The 20,069-nt window shown below is 64.8% G+C and carries 14 protein-coding genes and 1 riboswitch; of the genes, 3 read left to right on the forward strand and 11 right to left on the reverse strand.

What is annotated here, in order from left to right; all coding sequences use genetic code 11:
- Positions 1-229: 229 nt before the first annotated feature.
- Positions 230-1,393 (forward strand): M28 family metallopeptidase, encoded by a 1,164-nt coding sequence (locus DEIPE_RS06250; protein ID WP_015235138.1) that lies wholly within the window; start codon positions 230-232, stop codon positions 1,391-1,393.
- Here the strand turns inward: DEIPE_RS06250 and DEIPE_RS06255 are convergent.
- From DEIPE_RS06255 to DEIPE_RS24585, 7 genes are all read right to left on the reverse strand, one after another.
- Entirely contained in the window at positions 1,377-2,207 is an 831-nt protein-coding gene (locus DEIPE_RS06255) for a cyanophycinase (protein ID WP_015235139.1), read from the reverse strand. The genes DEIPE_RS06250 and DEIPE_RS06255 overlap by 17 nt on opposite strands.
- Positions 2,197-3,111 (reverse strand): isoaspartyl peptidase/L-asparaginase family protein, encoded by a 915-nt coding sequence (locus DEIPE_RS06260; RefSeq protein ID WP_015235140.1) that lies wholly within the window; start codon positions 3,109-3,111, stop codon positions 2,197-2,199. Before DEIPE_RS06260 ends, DEIPE_RS06255 begins: the two co-directional genes overlap by 11 nt.
- Positions 3,104-5,944, reverse strand: a complete 2,841-nt coding sequence (cphA, locus tag DEIPE_RS06265) for a cyanophycin synthetase (RefSeq protein WP_015235141.1) — start codon at positions 5,942-5,944, stop codon at positions 3,104-3,106. Before cphA ends, DEIPE_RS06260 begins: the two co-directional genes overlap by 8 nt.
- A 417-nt stretch (positions 5,945-6,361) precedes the next feature.
- Positions 6,362-8,533, reverse strand: coding sequence for a S8 family serine peptidase (locus DEIPE_RS06270; protein WP_015235142.1), 2,172 nt, complete (start codon positions 8,531-8,533; stop codon positions 6,362-6,364).
- Positions 8,534-8,686: 153 nt separating this feature from the next.
- Positions 8,687-9,691, reverse strand: coding sequence for an MDR family oxidoreductase (locus DEIPE_RS06275; RefSeq protein ID WP_015235143.1), 1,005 nt, complete (start codon positions 9,689-9,691; stop codon positions 8,687-8,689).
- Between the two features lie 153 nt (positions 9,692-9,844).
- Entirely contained in the window at positions 9,845-11,605 is a 1,761-nt protein-coding gene (locus tag DEIPE_RS22035; protein ID WP_015235144.1) for a GGDEF domain-containing protein, read from the reverse strand.
- Positions 11,606-12,014: 409 nt separating this feature from the next.
- Positions 12,015-12,659 (reverse strand): hypothetical protein, encoded by a 645-nt coding sequence (locus DEIPE_RS24585; RefSeq protein WP_015235145.1) that lies wholly within the window; start codon positions 12,657-12,659, stop codon positions 12,015-12,017.
- 3 nt (positions 12,660-12,662) lie between these two features.
- Positions 12,663-12,746: riboswitch (cyclic di-GMP riboswitch) on the reverse strand.
- Between the two features lie 775 nt (positions 12,747-13,521).
- Here DEIPE_RS24585 and DEIPE_RS06290 point away from each other — a divergent pair.
- Positions 13,522-14,175 carry a hypothetical protein gene (locus tag DEIPE_RS06290; RefSeq protein ID WP_015235146.1) on the forward strand — a complete coding sequence of 218 codons (654 nt, stop codon included), beginning with the start codon at positions 13,522-13,524 and terminating at the stop codon, positions 14,173-14,175.
- A gap of 59 nt (positions 14,176-14,234) precedes the next feature.
- Here the strand turns inward: DEIPE_RS06290 and DEIPE_RS06295 are convergent, their stop codons facing one another.
- Positions 14,235-15,596: a cytochrome P450 gene (locus DEIPE_RS06295; protein ID WP_015235147.1), complete on the reverse strand. Its 1,362-nt coding sequence runs from the start codon at positions 15,594-15,596 to the stop codon at positions 14,235-14,237.
- A gap of 344 nt (positions 15,597-15,940) precedes the next feature.
- Between DEIPE_RS06295 and DEIPE_RS06300 the strand changes: the two genes are divergently transcribed.
- Complete coding sequence (locus tag DEIPE_RS06300) at positions 15,941-17,188, forward strand: carbohydrate-binding domain-containing protein (RefSeq protein WP_245557597.1); 1,248 nt, start codon at positions 15,941-15,943, stop codon at positions 17,186-17,188.
- A 170-nt stretch (positions 17,189-17,358) separates the two neighbouring features.
- Here the strand turns inward: DEIPE_RS06300 and DEIPE_RS06305 are convergent, their stop codons facing one another.
- The 3 genes from DEIPE_RS06305 to DEIPE_RS06315 are packed head-to-tail and all read right to left on the reverse strand — an operon-like array spanning position 17,359 to position 20,002.
- Complete coding sequence (locus tag DEIPE_RS06305; RefSeq protein WP_015235149.1) at positions 17,359-17,619, reverse strand: hypothetical protein; 261 nt, start codon at positions 17,617-17,619, stop codon at positions 17,359-17,361.
- Positions 17,620-17,621: 2 nt separating this feature from the next.
- Entirely contained in the window at positions 17,622-18,374 is a 753-nt protein-coding gene (locus DEIPE_RS06310) for a sulfite exporter TauE/SafE family protein (protein WP_015235150.1), read from the reverse strand.
- Positions 18,374-20,002 (reverse strand): gamma-glutamyltransferase family protein, encoded by a 1,629-nt coding sequence (locus DEIPE_RS06315; RefSeq protein ID WP_015235151.1) that lies wholly within the window; start codon positions 20,000-20,002, stop codon positions 18,374-18,376. Before DEIPE_RS06315 ends, DEIPE_RS06310 begins: the two co-directional genes overlap by 1 nt.
- Positions 20,003-20,069 lie beyond the last annotated feature (67 nt).

Below are 20,069 nucleotides of genomic sequence, written 5' to 3' on the forward strand. Positions count from 1 at the left end.
GGATAACAACGAGTTCACAGCACCTTCCGGAACGAGCGCAAGCACTTGATCAGGTGCTTGCGCTCGTTCCGGGACTGTTTTCGCCAGCGGTAGGAGGAGGACTTCTGGCTGCCCTTATTCCACACGATTCTCACGCCAGCTGGGTGAGGAGCGCCTTCGCTCAAATTTTATTCTCACGTCAGATGAGGATCAGGAAGCGCTCAGCTCGCCGGGCCTGCCCGGAGGCGTGATGTGGTTTCCTGAGGGCATGCTCCAGGCTTCCCGGTTGATCTGCCCGCTCGTCTTTTCGTTTGGCTTCGCGTTCGCCTCGCTGACCGACGACCTGCTCGTCCTGCAGCAGATCGGCTCGCGCGAAACGGGCACCATGGGCAACGCGCAGGCCCGGGCTTATCTGGAAGAGCAATTCCGCACGCTGGGTTACGACACCCGTCAGGAACCGTTCAGCTACACCCGCTTTCAGGATTACGGCTCGGAGGTGCGCGTAGGAAGCGTCCGGTTTGCGGCCCGCGCCCTGCAGGGCGGGCCGGGCATGCAGCTCGACGCCCCTGCCGTGTGGGTGAGCGGCGTGGGCACGGGCGCCGACTTCCACAAGGCAGGCGTCCGGGGTAAGGTGGCCGTGATTGCGCGCGGCGGCATGCTGTTTCGTGACAAGGCCAGAAATGCCCGAACGGCGGGCGCCGTGGCGCTGGTCATCATCAACAGCGAGCGCGGCGTCTACCGGGGCGCCATCGGGGAAGCGGTGGGCATTCCGGTCCTCAGTGTCGCACCCGATGCGCGCACCGCGCTGCGCGGCGCGGCACGCCTGTTCCTGAAGGTCGACCTGAAATTCGAGACCGTACGCGGCGCCAACGTGATCGCGCAGCTTCCCGGCGCCCGGCCCGAAGTGCTGTTCGGGGCGCACCATGACAGCTTCATCTTCTCTCCGGGCATCAATGACAACGCGTCCGGGGTGCTGGGCGTGCTGGAACTCGCACGCGAGCTGCGCGGCAGCGATCAGGCCCGGCGGGTCATGTTCGCACTCTTCGACGGTGAAGAAGACCGCTTTCAGGGCTCACGGTCTTTCGTGAAGACGCACGCGGCGCTGCTGCCCCGCCTGCGCGGCATGCTGAACCTCGACATGATCGGCGTGAACGCCGAGCCCCTCGCAGTGAACGGCAGCGCCACCCTCGTGCGCCTCGCCCAGAGGGTGGTGCCGGGCCTGCGCTCGTTTTCCGACAGCGGCCTGAGCGACCACGAAAGTTTTATGGCCGCTGGCGTGCCGGGCCTGTTCTTTTTTCGTGGCCTTGACCCCAACTACCACCTCCCGAGTGACACGGGGGCCGACGCCACGCTGATTCGTGAAACCGCCCGGGCTGCCCTGAATGTCGCGCGCGCCCTTATGACCGCGCGCTGAGCGGGCGCCGGGCGCGCAGGTCGAAACCGTTCCCGGCGCTCAGCAGGTGCAGCTTCACGTCGTGCAGGGACAGGGGAGCGTCACGGCGGGCTTCGGCGATGTTGGATGAGGTCACGCCGGAAGCGTCGGCGACGTAGACCGCGCCACTGCCCACCACCCGCAGCTGCTCGCCTTCCACCACGATGGCAGTGTCCTCGTCGATGCCGATGCCCAGCACCCGGGGATTTTGTGCCACGGCGCCCAGCAGCCGCCCGATGCGCCCACGCTCGGCGAAATGCTGGTCGATGATGACGTCACGAATGAGCCCCAGCCCTGGCGCCATGCGTAAATCCCCGATGTGGTGGGACTCTTCGCTGGTACCTTTGACCAGCATGGTTTCGCACATGGCCGAGGCGCCCGCCGAGGTACCCGCGATGACGCCGCCTTTCTCAAGGATCTCGCGAATGCAGCTCTCCACGGGCGTGTCGCCGATCTGGCTGGTGATGCGCAGCTGGTCCCCTCCGGAGAAAAAGACGCCCGATGCGCCTTCCAGCAGCTTGAGCGTCTCGGGGAGCGAGGCCTGAGCGCGTTCCTCCACGTACAGCTCGACCAGCTCACCGACGTTCAGGTCTTTAAAGCCCTCCTGGTAACTTTCGAAGTAGCCTTCGGGTTTGTGGGACGCCACGGTCGCGACGACCAGCTTGCCGCCTCTTACCCGGCGCGCCACCTCCTGCAGAATCGGACGCTCACCGCCTTTGGCTTCGTGCCCACCGATGATGACCAGGGTGCCCTGGGAGACGCCTGCATCCGGGCGGTCGTGGGATTTATTGGACATCCTGCTCCTCTGTTTTGCTCAGAAAAACGCCCGCCTGCGCCATGCGGGAAGTCTGATAGGCGACGGGCATGTTGGGGCTGTTGTGCCACCAGCCCACCTGCCCGTCCGGTGTGATGACAATTGCGCCGGCTTCGCCGCCCACGCGCTGCTGCATGGTCTGCAAGGCTTCTTGCAGGGCCCCGTCAGGCGAAGTGGCTTCAGGCGAGGGGCGCGCGAGCAGGTGAAGGATCCGCGCGGCGACCATCATGCGGGCGATGCTTTCGCCTTCTCCGGTCAGGGCCACCGCGCCCAGCTCGTTGTCCGCATAAAAACCGCACCCGGGCAAAGGTGAATCTCCGACCCGGCCCGGCCTTTGCCCGCTGAGTCCCCCGGTGGAGGTACCTGCGGCGAGGTTTCCCTGAGCGTCGAGCGCCACGCACCCGACGGTGTCGTGTTCCTCGTAGGCTTCACGTTGCGCCGGGCTGATCAGCGCTTCGACTTCGCACAATTCTGCACCCTGCTCACGCGCGAACTGCCGGGCCGCGTCACCGATGAGCATCACCGGCGTTTCCCGCAGCAGGGCCCGCGCCACCGACGCCGGATGACGCACCCCGCGAAGGCCCGCCACCGCACCGACATCCAGGGTCCTGCCGTCCATCAGGCCCGAGTCCATCTCGACCTCGCCCACCGAGTTGGGCGCCGAGCCGAAACCCGCGTTGAAGGTCGGGTCGTCTTCCAGCAATCGCAGCGCCGCCTCGACGGCTTCCACGGCGCTGCCGCCGCCTTCGAGAACTTTTCGCCCGGCCTGCTGGGCCGCCAGGCAACCCGCCCGGCTGGCCGAGGCTTTCTCCGGGGGCACTTCGTGAGCGCCCCCATGCACGATGATGGCCCAGTGGCCGCCTGCTTCATTTATGCGGTCAGGCACGGTGCTCCTGCTGGGGCACCTCTGATGTAGAAGAAGCTTGCCGGAGGGTGTCATCGTAGATTCGCGGGGGCGTCTGCGTGCTGTCAAAGTCACGCATCTGCTGCCAGACGCCTTCTACTTCGGTGGCGAGCAGCACCACCAGGTCTCCAGCGCGTGCGCTTCGCAGGGCCGCCTGCACGGCCTCGGGCTCCGACAGAATCGTCTGCAGCCTGCTGGCATCGAAGCCGGTCGACAGGGCCCCTTCGGCGACCAGCCGGGCACCTTGCCCGACCTTGCGTCCACGGCGCAGCTCATCCTCGCGCACGATGATCTCGTCGAAAGCGGTGGCGGCCAGTTCACCCATCAGGCGGATGTCCTGATCGCGGCGGTCACCGGCCACGCCGATCACCCCGATCACCCGGCCACGCTCGGGACGCAGGTGCTTGACGAGTTCGCCCAGGTAACCCAGCCCGTCGGGGTTGTGGGCGTAATCCAGCAGCACCCGGAAGGGATGACCGTCGTAGAGGTTGAGCCGCCCCGGATTCTGCTCGAACGAAGTCGAGAAGCTGCTTAGGGCCGTGCGCAACACGGGCAAGGACACGTCCTGGGCAAAGGCGATGGCGGCGGCAGCCAGGGCGTTGGCGATGTTCACCTGCGCGAAACCGCCCAGCGTGGCGGGAATTTCGCGGGCCCGGATGATCGGCAGGCGTTGCCCGCTGTCGTAGAGCACCAGTTCGTCACCCATCAGGGTGGGCTCGCGCACAAGGGCCGTGCCACCCTGCGCGATGTGGCGGGCGAGGTGCGCCGGCGCGTCGCGCCCACCTTGCATCGAGAACAGTATGACTTTGCCACGCGCCTTCTTCTGCATTTTCAGGGTAAGCGGATCGTCGGCGTTCAGCACGCTGGTTCCGGTGTCCGTCACGACCTCCACGATGAGGGACTTGACCCACGCGAGGTCCTCGACCGTCTCGATGCCCTTGAGGCCCAGGTGATCCGGCTGGATGTTCAGCACGGCGCCCACGTCACAACGCTCGAACGCGAGCCCTTCGCGCAGAATGCCGCCGCGCGCGGTTTCCAGCACCGCCACGTCCACCGTCGGGTCCCCCAGGATCACCTTGGCACTTCTGGGGCCGGTGGTGTCACCGGACATCACGAGTTCGCCGTCCACGTAGATGCCGTTGGAGGTGGTGAAGCCGACCACCTTGCCGGCGTGCCTGAGGATGTGCGCCACCATGCGGGTGGTGGTGGTTTTGCCGTTGGTGCCGGTGATCGCGATGATCGGCATCCGGCACGGCGTGCCTTTGGGAAACAGCGAATCGATCACGGCCGACGCCACGTTGCGCGGCGTGCCCTGCGAGGGTTCCAGGTGCATGCGAAAGCCAGGAGCGGCGTTCACCTCGACGATGCCGCCGCCGCTCTCGTACAGGGAACGAGAGATGTCCGGGCTGATCATGTCGATGCCTGCCACGTCGAGGCCGATCACCTGCGCCGCCCGCCGGGCGATGGTGATGTTCATGGGGTGCGCCACGTTGGTGCGGTCGACGGCCGTACCGCCCGTGGATAAATTGGCCGTGTCGCGCAGAAAGACGGTCTGACCTTCCAAGGGCACGCTCACGGGAGACAGGCCCGAGCGGGCGAGTAAATCAATCACGTGCTGATCGATCACGATGCGGGTCATGACGTTCTCGTGCCCGTCACCGCGCCGGGGGTCCTGGTTGATTTCCTCGACAAGTTCCTGGATGGTGCGCCGCCCGTCTCCGACCACGTGCGCCGGTATGCGTTCGGCCACCGCGACGACCTCGCCATTGATCACCAGCACACGGTGGTCGTTGCCCTGATATTGCTGCTCGACCACCACATCACGGCTGTGCGCCCGCGCCTGCTCGAAACCCCAACGCACTTCCTCCGGAGAATTCAGGTTCAGCGAAACACCCCGGCCGTGGTTTCCGTCGAGCGGCTTGGTCACCACCGGGTAGCCGACCCGCTGCGCAGCCCGGATGGCGTCCTCGGCACTGCGCACCACCGCTCCTTGGGGCACCGGCAACCCGGCGCGGTCCAGCAGTTTCTTGGTGAGCGCCTTGTCGCTGGCCGTCTGCGTCGCAATAAATGAGGTATTGCTGGTAATGCTGGCGCGAATCTGCCGCTGGTATTTGCCGTAACCCATCTGCACGAGGCTGGCGTCGTCGAGACGCAAAAATGGGATACCCCGCCGCTCGGCTTCCTCCACGAGCGAGCGGGTGGTCGGTCCGAACGCGTAGCGCTTGACCAGCCGGCGCAGTTCACCGAGTTCCGCTTCAAAGTCGAAGGCCACATCGAGGTCGATGCGGCTGTCGACTTCGCGCGGCATGAGCTTCGACAGGCCCACCACGCCCTGCATTTCGCCCGGAAGCAGGCTATTTACCAGGCGCAGCGCCACCAGGCCCGCGAGGAGGCCCACCCGCTCTTCCTTATAGGTGTACAGGACGTTGTACACGCCCGTCTGCCCTTTGACCGAACGGGTTTTGCCGTACGTGACCCGCGTTCCGGCCAAAGTCTGCAGCTCCAGCGCAACGTGCTCGGTAACGTGCCCCAGCCAGGTGCCCTCGTGCAGGCGGCGGATGAATCCCCCTGGTTCCCGGTACGAGCAGCCGTGGTTGTGCAGGGAAGGCAGCAGTTCGACCAGCCGCTCGGAGAAATCGGGCAGCGCGTTGCTGGGGTGATGTTCCAGCTCACCCAGGTCAAGCTGAAAGCGGATCATGGGCTCGTAGCCGTAGATATTCGGCCCACGGTACACCTGTTTTTCAGTGACCCGCAGACCGGAGAAGGAAATAGAGGATTCGTCGGCAGCTTGCGCTGCCGAAGTGTTGGTAATCATGAATTGGACTCCTTGGGTGAAGACAGTAATGCCACACTTAAGGGTACCGATCCATTGATCTGCAAGATACGCAACAAGTTAAGGGCCTCTTGCGCCCTTTCTGCTGTCAGGCGCGAGTTGGGTGAAGAAACGCCTACAAAAGTGCGGGAGTTTGGCAGACCCGCCGTGTGCTTCGGTGTTGCGCGCGACCACCACGCTATGGGGTGTCTCCGTGCCCTCCACGGTGTGCAGCGCACTGCCGATGTGCTCGGTGGGCAAAGCCGTGCCTGCGGATTTTGCGCTGCAGGCGGGGGCTCCGTGCTCTTGTAATTGCCGCCGCCGAAAAGGCCAAAGTCGTGCATGCGGGCCGGGCCCGGGGCGCCCACGCGATAAAACGGACCATGCTCGAGGCATGGTCCGCCAATTCAGGGTGAAGTTTCAGCGCCCGCCGGGAGGGTTGAGATAGGAGGCCCAGGGCACGTAGAGCTCCGTCCCCGCGCAGTTGAGAAGAACAGCGCCTTCCTCGTTGCCCGAACGGGCGGCCGCGCTGTCGAGTGTCACGGTCAGGGTCGCCGTAGGGCTGGCGTTCACGGTGGAGCTGCTGACCTTGACACCACCGGTGGCCGTGACGCTGCAGCTCACCGAACCTCCGCTGGCCGCGCGGACGGTCAGCGCGACGCTCTGGGTCTTGGAGTAGCCGCCCAGATTGTGGTAGCCGAATGACACGTTGGACGGCGTGACCAGCGCGGGCACGTTCAGCGCGTTCGGCACGTTGATCAGCCCACTGCCGCGCGCTGCCACCTCGAGCGTCGAAGTGATGCTGGCCTTGAGCTTGGCAGAGCGCACCGCCGTGGTGGCCAGGGCCGCCTTGACTTCCAGGGCGGACCAATCGGGATTGGCCTGACGAACAAGCGCAGCAGCGCCCGCCACGTGCGGCGCAGCCATGCTGGTGCCCTGGAACATCGCGTACTTGTTCCCGAGGATGCTGGAGTAGATGTTGACACCCGGCGCCACCACGTCGGGTTTGATGATGCCGGTGGAGGGCGTCGGGCCACGTGAGCTGAAGCCCGCCAGCATGCCGTCATTCTGCGTGACCACCTCCACAGGGTCGCGACCGTCGATGGACGCCGCCACACCGCTGCTCGCAGCAGTTTTCAGGGTGTCACCGTCGGACTGCGCGACCATCAGGGCTGGGATGGTGGGCTGGTTGGCAGTACCGTCCGTGCCCATGGCGCTGGGATCTCCGGGCTGGTTGTTGACGACCAGCACACCCACCGCACCGGCAGCCTGTGCGTTGCGGATCTTGGTGCTGAAGGCACAACTTCCACGCCCGACGATCGCGATCTTGCCGGCCACGTTGCCTTCGATAGCTGTGCAGGCCAGAATCGGCGAGGCCACCGCGAGGCCCACATTCGACACGGTTTTCTCGGCAAAAGGATCGAAGTCCCCCACCGCCCCGCCAAGTGTCGTGCCGCTGCCGAGGTTGACGTTTACGCCGACGTAGTGCGAATTGGTGACCGCCCCGACCGTCAGGGCGTTGGCAGCTGAACCGGGAGACCCGATGGTGTACCCGTTGGGGCCGGAATTTCCGGCGGACACCGTGAAGACCACCCCGGCGTCCACGGCAGCGTTTACCGCTTCGGCAAGGAAGTCACGGGGGCCCTGCACCGAGCCGCCGAGACTCATGTTCACGACGTCCATGCCGTCGCGCACCGCGTCCTCGACGGCCCGGGCGATGTCGTGGCTGAAGGCGCTGCCGCCAAAGGCCACGTAACCACCGCCGAAACCCGGGAACACGTTGTAGTCAAAGAGTTGCGCGGCAGGCGCGACACCGCTGAGCTTCTTGCCCTGGAGCGGTCCCGAGCCGATCACCGTTTCGCATCCCGCGACGGTGCCCGCCACGTGCGTGCCGTGGTCGTCCACGATGGCGGTGCCGCCGCCCGCAACACCCGAGGCGTAGACCTTGTGCTGGATATCGCCCTTACAGTTGAAGAACTCGTGCCTGTCGTCGATGCCCGAGTCGATCACGCCGACCTTCACGCCCCTTCCGTCCTCCCGAACCGTGCGGACACCTTCGGTGCTCATCACCCCGATCTGCGAGAGACTGCGGTTCATCATGGGCCGGTAGAGCGTCACGTAGGCGGCGTCCTGCACGTTCGGTCCCGACCGCAGCGTGCTGAGCGAAGCGCCGTTCGTGCGAACCGCCACACCGTTGAGGGTGAGGGTGTAGTCGCGCACCACCGACGCGCCGGGCGCGACCCGCGAGAGATAGGCACGGAAAGCGGCATGCTCGTTGCGCAGGAAGTTCTCGTAGGCACGCACCGCTCCGCTGTTCGGGTCGAGCTTGCGGCCGCGCTCGGGTTTGGTGCGTTCCAGATTGCCCTGGCCACCTTCGTACTGGGCAGCCGGAGGGCTCTTGAAGGTGATGATGGCGTAATCACGGCTGACTTCCGGGCCACGCATCACCTCGGTGAAGTCATGCGAGGCAGACGCCGAACCCGCCGCGCCCGCAGCGGATACCCGCTCCTGTGAAGCGTTCTGGTTGGTGTTGCCGCAAGCGGCAAGCAGCAGGGAAAGGCTGAGGACGGCCGAGTAGGACCAGTTCTTCATGCAAACTCCTTACTCCCGGACCACCTTCCGACATTGCGGAAAGCGCCGTCGCATTGTGCTTTGATATGAACTATATGAAAGTCCGCTGGAGACAGCGTGTGCTGAGGCAATGAAAAAGTTAATCTACCGTTGGGTTCTTTGTCCTGCCTGCCTTCAGGCGCGTGGCAAAATGACCGTGCGTCCCCGCACCCGACCCTCCAGAATCTCGCGCGCCAGTCGTGGCACCTCGCTCAGTGGTTGCTCGGTTACGCCTTCTTGAAGCAGCACGCCCGGCAGTTCACCGGCCAGGCGGTGCCAGGCTTCCTGACGCTTCTCGGCGGGGCACATCACGCTGTCGATGCCCAGCAGACTCGCGCCACGCAGAATGAATGGCAGCACGCTGGTCGGCAATTCGCTGGAACGCGCCAGGCCGCAGGCCGTGGCGCTCGCGCCGTACCGAAGGCTCGCCAGCACCCCGGCGAGCACGTCGCCGCCCACGCTGTCCACGGCCCCGGCCCAGCGTTCGCGTTCCAGCGGGCGCCGCGCGAGCAGTTCCTCGCGGCCGATCACCGTGTGGGCACCGAGGCGCCGCAGATAATCCTGTTCCTGGGCGCGGCCCGTGGACGCCACGACCGTGTAACCGCGCGCTGCCAGCAGGGCCACCGCGACGCTGCCCACCCCGCCTGCGGCGCCGGTCACGACCACTTCTCCCGCACCGGGTGTCAGGCCGCGCTCCTCAAGGGCCATCACGCACAGCATGGCGGTCAGCCCGGCTGTACCGACGGCCATGGCGTCACGAGCACTGAAGCGCTCCGGAATGCGAATCAGCCAGTCGGCAGGCACGCGGGCCAGTTCGGCATAACCGCCCCAATGGCGCTCGCCCATGCCCCAGCCGGTTACCAGCACCCGCTCGCCCTGCTGATGGCGTTCGTCGCTCGACTCCAGCACCGTGCCGGCCAGATCGATACCAGGAACCATCGGATAGCTGCGGACCACGCCGGGGCGGCCCAGCACTGCCAGGCCGTCCTTGTAGTTCAGGCTGGAAGCCTCCACGGCCACGAGCACGTCACCTTCGGGCAGCTCAGAAGTGGGAAGGTCATCACGCAGGCTGGCCTGAACGGTACCGTCCTGCTGCGAGAGAATCAGTGCCCGAAACGCATCTGGAACAGCAGTTGTCATAAGGCTGATCAAACCACATCTGCACAGGCGCCGCCAAAGGTACCCATGAAGTTTTCGGGCCTGCACACGTGGCGTTGCTCCCAGCCTCGATGGCCTGCTGCTCACGTTCGTGTTTGGTATGAGGGCAGAACGCACACGCGCTGAGGCTCAGCCTCAGTTCTCTGCTTCATCTTCCCCAGAGACACTCAACTCTACCCGGTTGCGTCCCAAAGTCTTGGCGCGGTACAAGACCTCGTCGGCCCGAGCGAGCAAAGCTTCTCCGCCCTCTCCAGGCTGACGCTTCGCCACGCCAAGACTGATTGTCAGCACAAGCGAGCGTCCATCCACCTGAAAAGGCTGCCCGCTCACCCGCTGCCGCAAACGCTCCGCGATCATCAGCGCACCGTCCAGATCACATTGCGGCAGGATCACCGCGAATTCCTCTCCACCAAAACGGCAGGCCACGTCCACTGACCGCAGGGCCTGCCCGAGGCGCTGCGCCAGCTCCTGCAACACCATGTTGCCGGCCAGATGACCATACGTGTCGTTGAGCACCTTGAAGTGATCAATGTCGAGCAGCACGACCGACAGTGCTGCCTGCTCCGGATCATGCTGGGCTTCGTCGATACGCCGTTGAAGTTCACTGCCAAACGCTCCGAAGTTCAGGAGGCCTGTCAGGGCGTCGCGCCGCACCGCTTCATCCAGCGTACTGATGTCTTTCTGCAATTCGCGGTTCAACGCCTCGATCTGGCTTTTCTGGCCTTCGACGACCTCATACAACTGCGCGCTGGTAATCACCGTCCCCACGAAAGATGCCAGCAGTTCGATCAGCTCCTGGTCCTTGGCATCCGGCACCTGCACTCGAGACAGGCTCATCAACGACAGGATTCCGACGGCCCGACCATGTTCGCGAATCGGCGTGTGCAGGATCGTCCGGATTTCGGGCACAGCCTCAAGCACTGCCCGATCGGCGGGGGTCATGGGGAGGTGGCGCACCGCGTCAGCGTCGGCGATCAGCAGGGGGGTATTCTGCAACAAGGCGTACACGCTGGCGCCGTACGTGATGTCGAGTGGTGCGGGTTCACGGATCAGGCCGAGCAGGCGTTGCCGCAGTTCCTCGTGACCAGGGTCACGGATACTGACCTGCCGGATGACCAGACCCACCCCGTCCTCGACGAGCCCCAGGACCGCGAGATCAAAGTGATAGGCAGGCAGCAGCTGCTCCAGGGTCACTTCGAAGATGCGCTGCACGGACGTCAGCGCATTGATTTCCGTAATGAAGCGCAGCAAATAGGCGTGTTTTTCCAACGCGGCTTCCACGGCGGCCTGGTCCTGCTTGAGTTCACCGAGCAGCAGGGCGTGCCGCAACGGCGCGTTGTACAGCTCCAGATGCTCTTCAAGCACCTGCAGCTGCTGTCGTTCGATGCGGCCGTGCTGTCTGAAACCGTTGATCACACCGATCACCCCGTCGGCGTAGGGAATTGGAATGGCCGCCAGGGAAGTCGCCTGCCACCACTCGAAACCCTGACGCAAACGGGAGTCACTCTGATCGATGTCTTCGAGGTGAATCACTACGGTTTGCGCTTCACGGTAGGCCCGGGCGATGGGCGTTGGTTCCTCCACGCTGAAACGGTGATCTTTGAGCAAAGCCTGCATTCCGGCAAAACTGGCCGGCAAGTAAACTTGGCGGCAAATCAGCCCGCCGCTTTTGACGTCATGAAAGGTGATCAGATAAGCGTCGAACAGGCCAAGACGCTGGAGTGTGTCGTCGAGCAGGCTGAGCAGCCGCTGCAGGTCCAACGTGCGGCTGAGTTGATACAGCACCTGTCCCCGCTGACGTTCACGGCTCAGTTCGTCGTGCAGATCACGAATCAGTTGATTGCGCTGCGCGAGTTCCAGGCGCAAGGTCTCCAGCTCGGTCTGGCAGCCGGTCATCGCAGACAGTTCCTGTCCCGGATGTTGGCGCCCTGGCTCATGCGCCGCATTCTGCAACGGAGCTTCTCACAGAATACTTACATTCTCGCTTGATATAGTCCGAGGTTCCCACAGCGAGGTCTCTCAAATTACGACGAGAATCGAGGCGCCTGAGGTCGGCGCGTAACGCCCGGCACACTGCAGGTCGCTGCGGGAGCCTGTTGCCCCGGAAAATCAACCTGCCAGCCCCAGGGCCGTAGCAGCGTCGGCTTATGGCCGCCACGAAACCACCGCGCCAAAAGCTCCTATTCTCAGCCTGGTGGGCAAAGGAGCGGGCGGCCCGTGGGATGCCAAGCGGAACTTTTCGAGATGTAAACGGGATATAAAAACGCTCTTCCTCGGTACCCGAGGAAGAGCGCAGAAGAGGAGTTTAACGACGAGGAGCGGTCACGGGCGCAGCGCCGGCAGGACCCTTTGCTTTGCCGGCCGCTTCGGTCGCGGTGCTGATTCCGGCGCTGGACTTGTCCGCGCCGGTTGCCGCGTTCTCGTTGGTCAGGCCGTTCGCTGAAGCGCCCGCACCGGTCACGGTCGGCTTGCCGGTGGTTTCGGGCTTGCCGGTGGTGCTGGGCTTCACGCTCGCCGCTTTGACTTCGGCCTCAGCCTTTGCCTTGGCGGCGGCTTCCTGCTTGGCCTTGGCGTCTGCAGCGCGCACCGCGGCGGCGGCACGGTTCACGGCTGCCACCAGGGGCAGCTTCAGCGTCTGGCCTTGCGCATTGGTCTGGGCGACGAAGATCATGCCGCTGCTGGTGACTTTGCCGGCCAGGGCGTAGGTGGTTTCACCCACGACAACGCTGGTGGCGCTGCTGAGCTCCGCGCCTTCTTCGAGGGTGATGGTGCCATCCACGTTGACGGTGCCGACCAGGTTGCCCTCTGCGTCAACAAGGGTGATAACGCTGCCGGACGCCACAAGGTGCGCGAGGCTGCTGTTGGTGCTGGTCGCCGTTTCGGTAGTCTGCGCGCTGGCAGCGCCGAAAGCAAGGACGAGGGCGGCGGTAATCGTAACGAGTTTACGCATGTTGATTCTCCTGGTCGGTCTCACCATTCGCTCGCCGTCTTCCGGGTGACCGGGTAAGGAAGACAGGTCGTTGCGTTCAGGAGGGCGGGGCAGGCGGAGTGAAAAAATGAGCCTGCGCGGGTGTGGGTTGCAGTCGTGCTGAGCTGCCAGCCCATCCACGAACGCTCTCAGTATGCTCTCACTCGTCTGACATCTTTCTGACGGGAGCCCAAGGGAACTTAATCACCCATGTGACGGCGATGTCGTGAAAACGCTATTCAGGCGCAGGGATGGCCACCACCCCTTTCCCATGTCAGAAAGACGTGAAACGTAAAGTCTTATGGCGGCCTTCATGGTAGGTGACAAGTCCTGACTTGAGACACCACGGCAGGCAGCTGATAACTCCATTTTCTTACGCAATTCAACGGCGAAATCGATAAGGACAACCATGCCCAAATCCACCCACACGCTGCTCTCCTGCGGACCGCTGCCCTGACCGCCTGCAGTGGAGGGACGTCCGCGGTACGTCCTCTCTGTCGTCTAGAAACATCTACAGCAGGGTGTACCTGACCAACACTGCGAGCCCTGCCGCCGTCTCATGGTCAGTTGGGGCGTAGGTGAGCGCTCCCGACCTCGTTCAGACCGTGAGCGGCGTCAACCTGACCCTCCCGGTCCAGACGTCGCCTGAGCTTGCTGTCAGGGCAGGCTTCGGCGGACAACCGCTTTAGACTCATCCAGTCCGGCGTGTCGGAATGTTAATGTTTCCTTCAGGCATCTCATGCCTGAACGCGTGTAACCGCACCTCGGAGGCGAGGACCTTCACCCACTTATCCGGTCACCTGGGGTGAAGCGAGCCAATGGTGAGACCGCACGAGGAGACAACATGATCACTTTTCACAAAACCAGCCTGCTTTGGGCCGCCCTTCCCCTACTCGCCAGCTGCGGCGCGATCGTCGGATCGTTTGTTCCCCCACAGACGGTGAGCAATCCTGCCAACCTCGACGGGGCACAGCTGAGCAGCTCCAGCGCCCTGCAGCCGGCAGCCGTGCGGGGCAGCATCGAGTATGACACCAGCAAAACCAGCCCGCCTTCTCCTTTTGCCGACCTGAAGTACCCGAGTGACGTTCCCTTCGGGATGCGGCCGCACGCCATGAAGCTGCAGGTCAGCCTGACCAGGGCCATCGTGACAGGCACCTGCGCCTTTCCCGAGAACGTCAAGCTGACCGTGCAGAGCTTCAGCGCGGCCGTTTCTGACGCTTCCGGCCAGGCCATTCTGAGCGGCCAGCCGAACCTGACGGTGACCCTCACCAAAACGTCCTCGGGGCTGGCTTCGGCCTCCTACGCTGTCAGCCAGCACACCCTGTCAGTCAGTGCGGACCGCGCCGCCACCGATCAGGCCATCAACATCTTGACGTCCGGCGGCCAGAACCATGCCAGCGCAGGCGCGCAGATTCTGGCCGACAAGGACGAGCTGGCCGGTTGCTCGATTCAATTCACGCTTGGCGGAACCTCGATCACGCTGTCCAATTTCTCCTGAACAGGCGGTAAGACTGAAACGAAACACTGCGGGCACAGCCCGCAGTGTTTCGTTTCAGCTCAGCGCCACTCGGACAGGCGCATCCTCAGACCGCCCTTGGGCCGCAGGGTGATCGAGGGCTCAAAGCGTGGGGGCGCGAGCAGCCGCAGACGGAAACCGGGGGCCAGGGTGGCCAGCAGCAACGCCGCTTCCATCTGCGCGAAGGCCTGACCGATGCACACCCGTGGCCCCCCACCAAACGGGAAGTAGGCGTAGCGGGGCAGCGAACGCTCGAAATCACGCGGCAGCCAGCGCTCCGGGAGAAAATCGTCAGGCCGCTCCCAGAAACGCGCGTCGCGGTGCGTGACGTACTGGCTCATGATGATGGGCGCGCCGGCGGGCAGCCTGTAGCCACCCACTTCCCAGGCTTCGCGGGCCACACGGCGTACCGACCAGGCAGGCGGATACAGGCGCAGCGTTTCCTTGATGACTGCCGAGAGGTAAGGCAGGCGCGGCAAATCTCCCAGGCAAGGCAAGGCTCCACGCAGCACGTCATGGAGTTCGGCCTGTAAGCGGGATTCGGCGCCCGGATGCGAGGCGAGCAGCGTGAACGCCCAGGACAGGGTGTTGGCCGTCGTTTCGTGCCCGGCTGAGATCAGGGTCTTGACTTCGTCGAGAAGCTGCCCGTGGGGCATGGGAAGGCCCGCGTCGTCGCGGGCGGCGAGCAGCATCGAGAGCAGGTCGCCGCTGTCCGGAGGCGTCAGGTCACTGTCGCGGCGTTCGGTGATGACCTGCCCGATCACCTGATCGAGGTCGTGGATGGCTCCGGTGGCGCGCGCAAAGGAACGCCGCGACAGGGGCGGCACAAAGCGCGGCAGGCCGCGCAGCATTCGTTCGTATTCGCGCAGGACCGTGTCGACGGAGGCACTGATGGTTCGGGTCGCCTGTGCGCCGCGTTCGGCGCTGAACAACGTCTTGTTCACGATGTCGAGGGTGAGGCGCATCATGTCGTCGTGAATGTCGCGGACCTGGCCGGCTTTCCAGGCGTGTTTTTCGAGCGCGGCGAACTCGACCATCGTGTGGGCGTAACCTTCGATGCGCGAACGGTGAAAGGCGGGCTGGGCGAGACGGCGCTGACGCAGCCAGAAGTCACCTTCACTGGACAGCAGACCGTTGCCGAGCAGCGGTCCGAGCACACGGTCGACACGCAGGCCTTTGTCGAACAACCGACCGGTCTGCACGTGCGCGAACTCGATGTCGCGCGGGTGAAACACGAAATACATCGTGAATTTTCCTGCCTGCAGTCGGGCGACGTCTCCGCGGGTGCGGGCCACGAATCGAAAGTAGTTCAGCACGTCACGCGCCATCATGGGCGCGTGCCCCAGACGTGGAAAACCTCGCGGCATGGGCGGTTCGCGCAGAGTCCCGGACACGGCGGTCATGCCACCATCATACGGGCCGCGCCGTCCGCTTTCTGGCGGGCAGAGCGGCGGGCAGAGCGTCTTTCCGGGATGGGGCGCGGGTTACCCGGGTATCTGTGTCAGATGCATTCGAAAAGTTACGCACCCCGCCCGTGAACAAAGCGCGGCGGCTCCGGTCATCGCTTTTGGCAGCGAAAACGCCCCCATCAGCCGGCAAGGTCAACGTGCCCGGGCAAGCGAGCTGCGACCTGCAGTCATTCTGAAAGCGTTTTCATAAGGCTGCCGGAAAAGCCCCAAAACAGAGTCAACAAACAACTTCCGACCCCGAAGCAGGCGAGAAAGTGTTCAGCAAAAACGTTTCAGGATTGACAGCGTTTTCAGGTGCTGCTTATACTCGTCGCAAGTTCAAAGAAAAACGACTCTCGACCACGGCAGTCGTTTCCGGCGAGTACGTCCGCGCCCGCATCAAGGGAGTCCCCTACCGGCCAATCGACCGCACTGCCTACGCCGAACTGGCCTGGAGCTTCGAGAACGACACCCAGGGCTTTGGCGTCAACAGCGACAGCCCCGACAAAACCGTGACGGTCACGCACGATCGTGGCGCCCTGAAACTCTCCAGCCTGGGGGCCAGCAATGATGTCTCGACAGGCGGCTTCTGGAGCAACCTGCGCATTTCCGCCGACGGCAGCAGCGTCAAACCCAACATCCTGGGCGCCAAGTCGATCAGCATGGATGTCTTCGTTCCTGCCCCCACCACCGTCTCCATTGCCGCAGTTCCGCAGAGCTCGAACAACGGCTGGACCAGCCCGGCGCGGGCAGTTGTCCTCACGGCGGATCAGTTCACCCTGCAGCCTGATCAGCGTTACAAGGCCACCCTGATCCTCACGGACGCCGACGCCCCGAATCTACAAAAGATCGCCGAAGACGAAACCAACAACGTCCTGTCGAACATCATCTTCTTTGTCGGCACCGCCAGCACGGCCAGCAACGACACCGTGTGGCTGGACAACATCACCTTCCACGGCCACCGTGTCGCGGCGCCCGTGATTCATGATCCACTGGGCACAGCCACCCTGCCTTCTTCGTTCGAAAACGGCACCCGACAAGGCTGGGACTGGGACGGAGAGTCCGGCGTGAAAAGCGCCCTGAGAGTACAGCAGGCCAATGGCTCGAACGCCCTGTCCTGGGAAGTCATCTACCCGGACGTGAAACCCGCGGGTGGCTGGGCGTCGGCCCCGCGGCTGGTCCTGAATAAATCCGACCTCACGCGCGGTGTGAATTCACACCTGACCTTTGATCTGTACCTCCAGCCGGAACGCGCGAGTGCCGGGGCCCTGCAGGTGAACCTGGCGTTCGGGCCGCCCAGCCTGGGCTACTGGGCCCAAGCCAGTGAAACCGTCCAACTCGACCTGACCACCCTGGGTAGCCTGCCCAGAACGCCGGACGGGCTCTACCACGTCAAGGCGACCTTCGATCTGACCAAGATCAACGACGCCAAAGTGCTGGCCCCGGATACCCAGCTTGGCAAGATCACCCTGGTCGTGGCGGACATCAACAGCAACTACGCCGGAAAGATGTACCTCGACAACGTCCGCTTCTCCGGTGCGCCCTGAGCCCGACTGACCCTGCCGGACACCCAGCCTGTCCGCTTCACAAGAAAAGGCCCTCCGGTAGTCACCGGAGGGCCTTTTCTGTGCGCAAGGCCGCGTGTCCGTTGCCGCCCACGCGGAGAGCACGGGTACTCCTCCTCGTACCGACGACCGGCCCTGCAGGCAGTGTGGCGTCAGGACGCGCTGCTGATGAGACCGCGCAGCAGCGCCACGACCACGAGACCCAGCAGGGCAAGCAAGGCCGCGAACGCCAGGGACCGGTCGCGGCGGACATGTCTGACAACCACGACCACGGCGGCCAGCACCGGCGCCACCAGCAGCGCCAGCACCCCCAGGGAAACGAAGACCGGCACGAACAGTCCGATCAGGAGCAGCGTGAGGGTCACCCAGAACGCCGCGGGAAACAGCCAGAAAGGCAGGATGGGTTTCGGCATCGTCACACCCAGTACTTGAACAGCAGTTGCCCTGCCGTGAAGATCAGCAGGATCGAGAAGAAGAGTTTCAGGCGCGCTGCCGGGATGCGCTGCTGCAGGCTGGCACCCGCACGCGCGCCGATCAGCACGCCCAGCGCGACCGTGCCGGCCAGCTGCACGTCGAGCAGGCCGCCCGCGTGGTACACCATGGCGTTGCCGACGGCGGTGAGGCCCATGATGAAGGTGCTGGTGGCGATGGCTTCACGAATGGGAATACCGGCCAGCAGGTTCATGACCGGCACCTGCACGGTGCCGCCGCCGATGCCGAGCAGGCCGCTCATGACCCCCGCAAAAGTCATGGCAGGAGGCACCAGCGGCGAAGGCGTGTCGAGCTCCACCTCGATGCGCTTCATGCCGCGCAGCAGGGTGTAGGCGCTGTAAAGCAGCAGCAGCGCGAACACCAGTGCCACCCAGCGGGCGGGTAGCACCAGACCCAGCAGGCTGCCCATCGCGCCGCCGACCACCGTATAGGGCGAGAGCAGGTACCCGACGCGGGCGCGCACCAGGCCGCGCTGCAGGTAGGCCGCCGCGCCCGAGAGGCCCACCGCCAGCACCCCGACCTGACTGGCCGCCACGGCCTGCTGGATGGTGATGTCGCGGCCAAAAAGCGGCAGCACGAACTCCAGCGCGGGCACCACCACCACACCACCGCCGAGACCGAGAATGGCGCCCAGCACGCCCGCAAGCAGCCCCACCGCCAGGATCGCCAGAATCATCAGTAGGCCGCCACCTGACCGTCCGTGCGGCTTTCGGTGCCGCCGCGCAGCACGCCGTGCTCGTCACGCCAGATGATCTGCCCACGCCCGAAAGAGCCGCTTTCGTGCTGCACCTTGATGTCGTGTCCGCGCGCGGCCAGCTCACGCGCGACGTGCACCGGCAGGCCGTGCTCGACTTCGATGGTCTTGCCACCGGTCCACTGCCAGCGCGGCGCGTCAAGGGCCATCTGCGGGTCCATGCCGTAATCGAGGGTGTTCACCACGACCTGCAGGTGTCCCTGCGGCTGCATGAAGCCACCCATCACCCCGAACGGCCCCACCGGCTCGTCGCCACGCGTGAGAAAGCCTGGAATGATGGTGTGGTACGGGCGCTTGCCCGGCGCGATTTCGTTGGGGTGACCGGCTTCCAGATTGAAGTTGTGCCCGCGGTTCTGCAGGCTGATGCCGGTGCCGGGCACCACGACGCCGCTGCCAAAGCCCATGTAGTTGCTCTGGATGAAGCTCACCATGTTGCCTTCACCGTCGGCGGTGGAGAGGTACACCGTGCCGCCGCCGTGCGGATCGCCCGCTTCGGGCGTGAGGGCCTGTTCGCCGATCAGGGCGCGGCGGCGGGCGTGATAGGACGGGCACAGCAGCTCCCGGACCGGCACGTCCGCATGCCGGGGATCGGCCACGTAGCGGTGCGCGTCGGCGAAACCGAGCTTCGTCGCCTCGATCTGGCGGTGCAGGCCCTCCACCTCGTCGCGCGTGCCCGGCAGCTCCAGGCCTTCCAGAATGCCCAGGCCGATCAGGGCCGCGATGCCGTGCCCGTTGGGCGGAATCTCCCAGACGTCGTGGTCGCGGTAGCTGACCTTGATGGGCTCGACCCACTCACTCTCGTGCGCGGCGAGGTCACCCGCGCGCAGCAGGCCGCCCGTGGCGCGGGCGTGTGCGTCGATCTGCGCGGCCAGCTCGCCGTCGTAAAAGGACTTCGCGCCCGAGGCCGCGATGCTCTCCAGGGTGCGGGCGTGCCCCTCGGAGGCCCACAGCGCGCCCGCACGCGGTGTGAAGCCTGAAGGCATAAAGGTCTCGAACCACGGCCCCAGGTAATCCCCGCCGCGCGCGCCGTAGATGCGCGCCGCGCGCGCCCAGTTGCGCGCCAGCACCGGCGACAGTGGGTAGCCTTCGCGGGCGTAGCGGATGGCGGGCGCCAGGACCTGCTCGAAGGGCAGGCGTCCGAAGCGCGCGTGCAGGTCTGCCCAGGCGCGCGGCGCCCCTGGCACCGTCACGGGCAGCCAGCCGTGAGCGGGAAGCTCTCCGCCCGGCAGCGCGTCACGGCCCAGCAGCGCGGGCGAGTTCCCCGAGCCGTTCAGACCGTGCAGCCTGCCCTCGGCCCAGACCAGGGCGAAGGCGTCCCCGCCGATGCCGTTGCTGGTGGGCTCTACCACCGTGAGGGCGGCGGCGGTGGCGATGGCCGCGTCGACGGCGTTGCCGCCTTCTTTCAGGATGAACAGGCCGGCCTGCGCGGCGAGGGGTTGTGAGGTGGCGACCATGCCGCTCTTGGCATAAATGGTTTCGCGCGTCGAGGAATAAGGAGAGTGTGTCAAAAAAACCTCACTGAACTGCCGCCCGGGCCGCAGGCGGAGCATACAACAGAAACGAGGGAGCAGATCTGGGTCTTTAAAAGTCTGGTGGGGCACCTACGGGCGCCCCACC

This window comes from Deinococcus peraridilitoris DSM 19664, from assembly GCF_000317835.1.
GTDB classification, from domain to species: Bacteria; Deinococcota; Deinococci; order Deinococcales; family Deinococcaceae; genus Deinococcus_A; species Deinococcus_A peraridilitoris.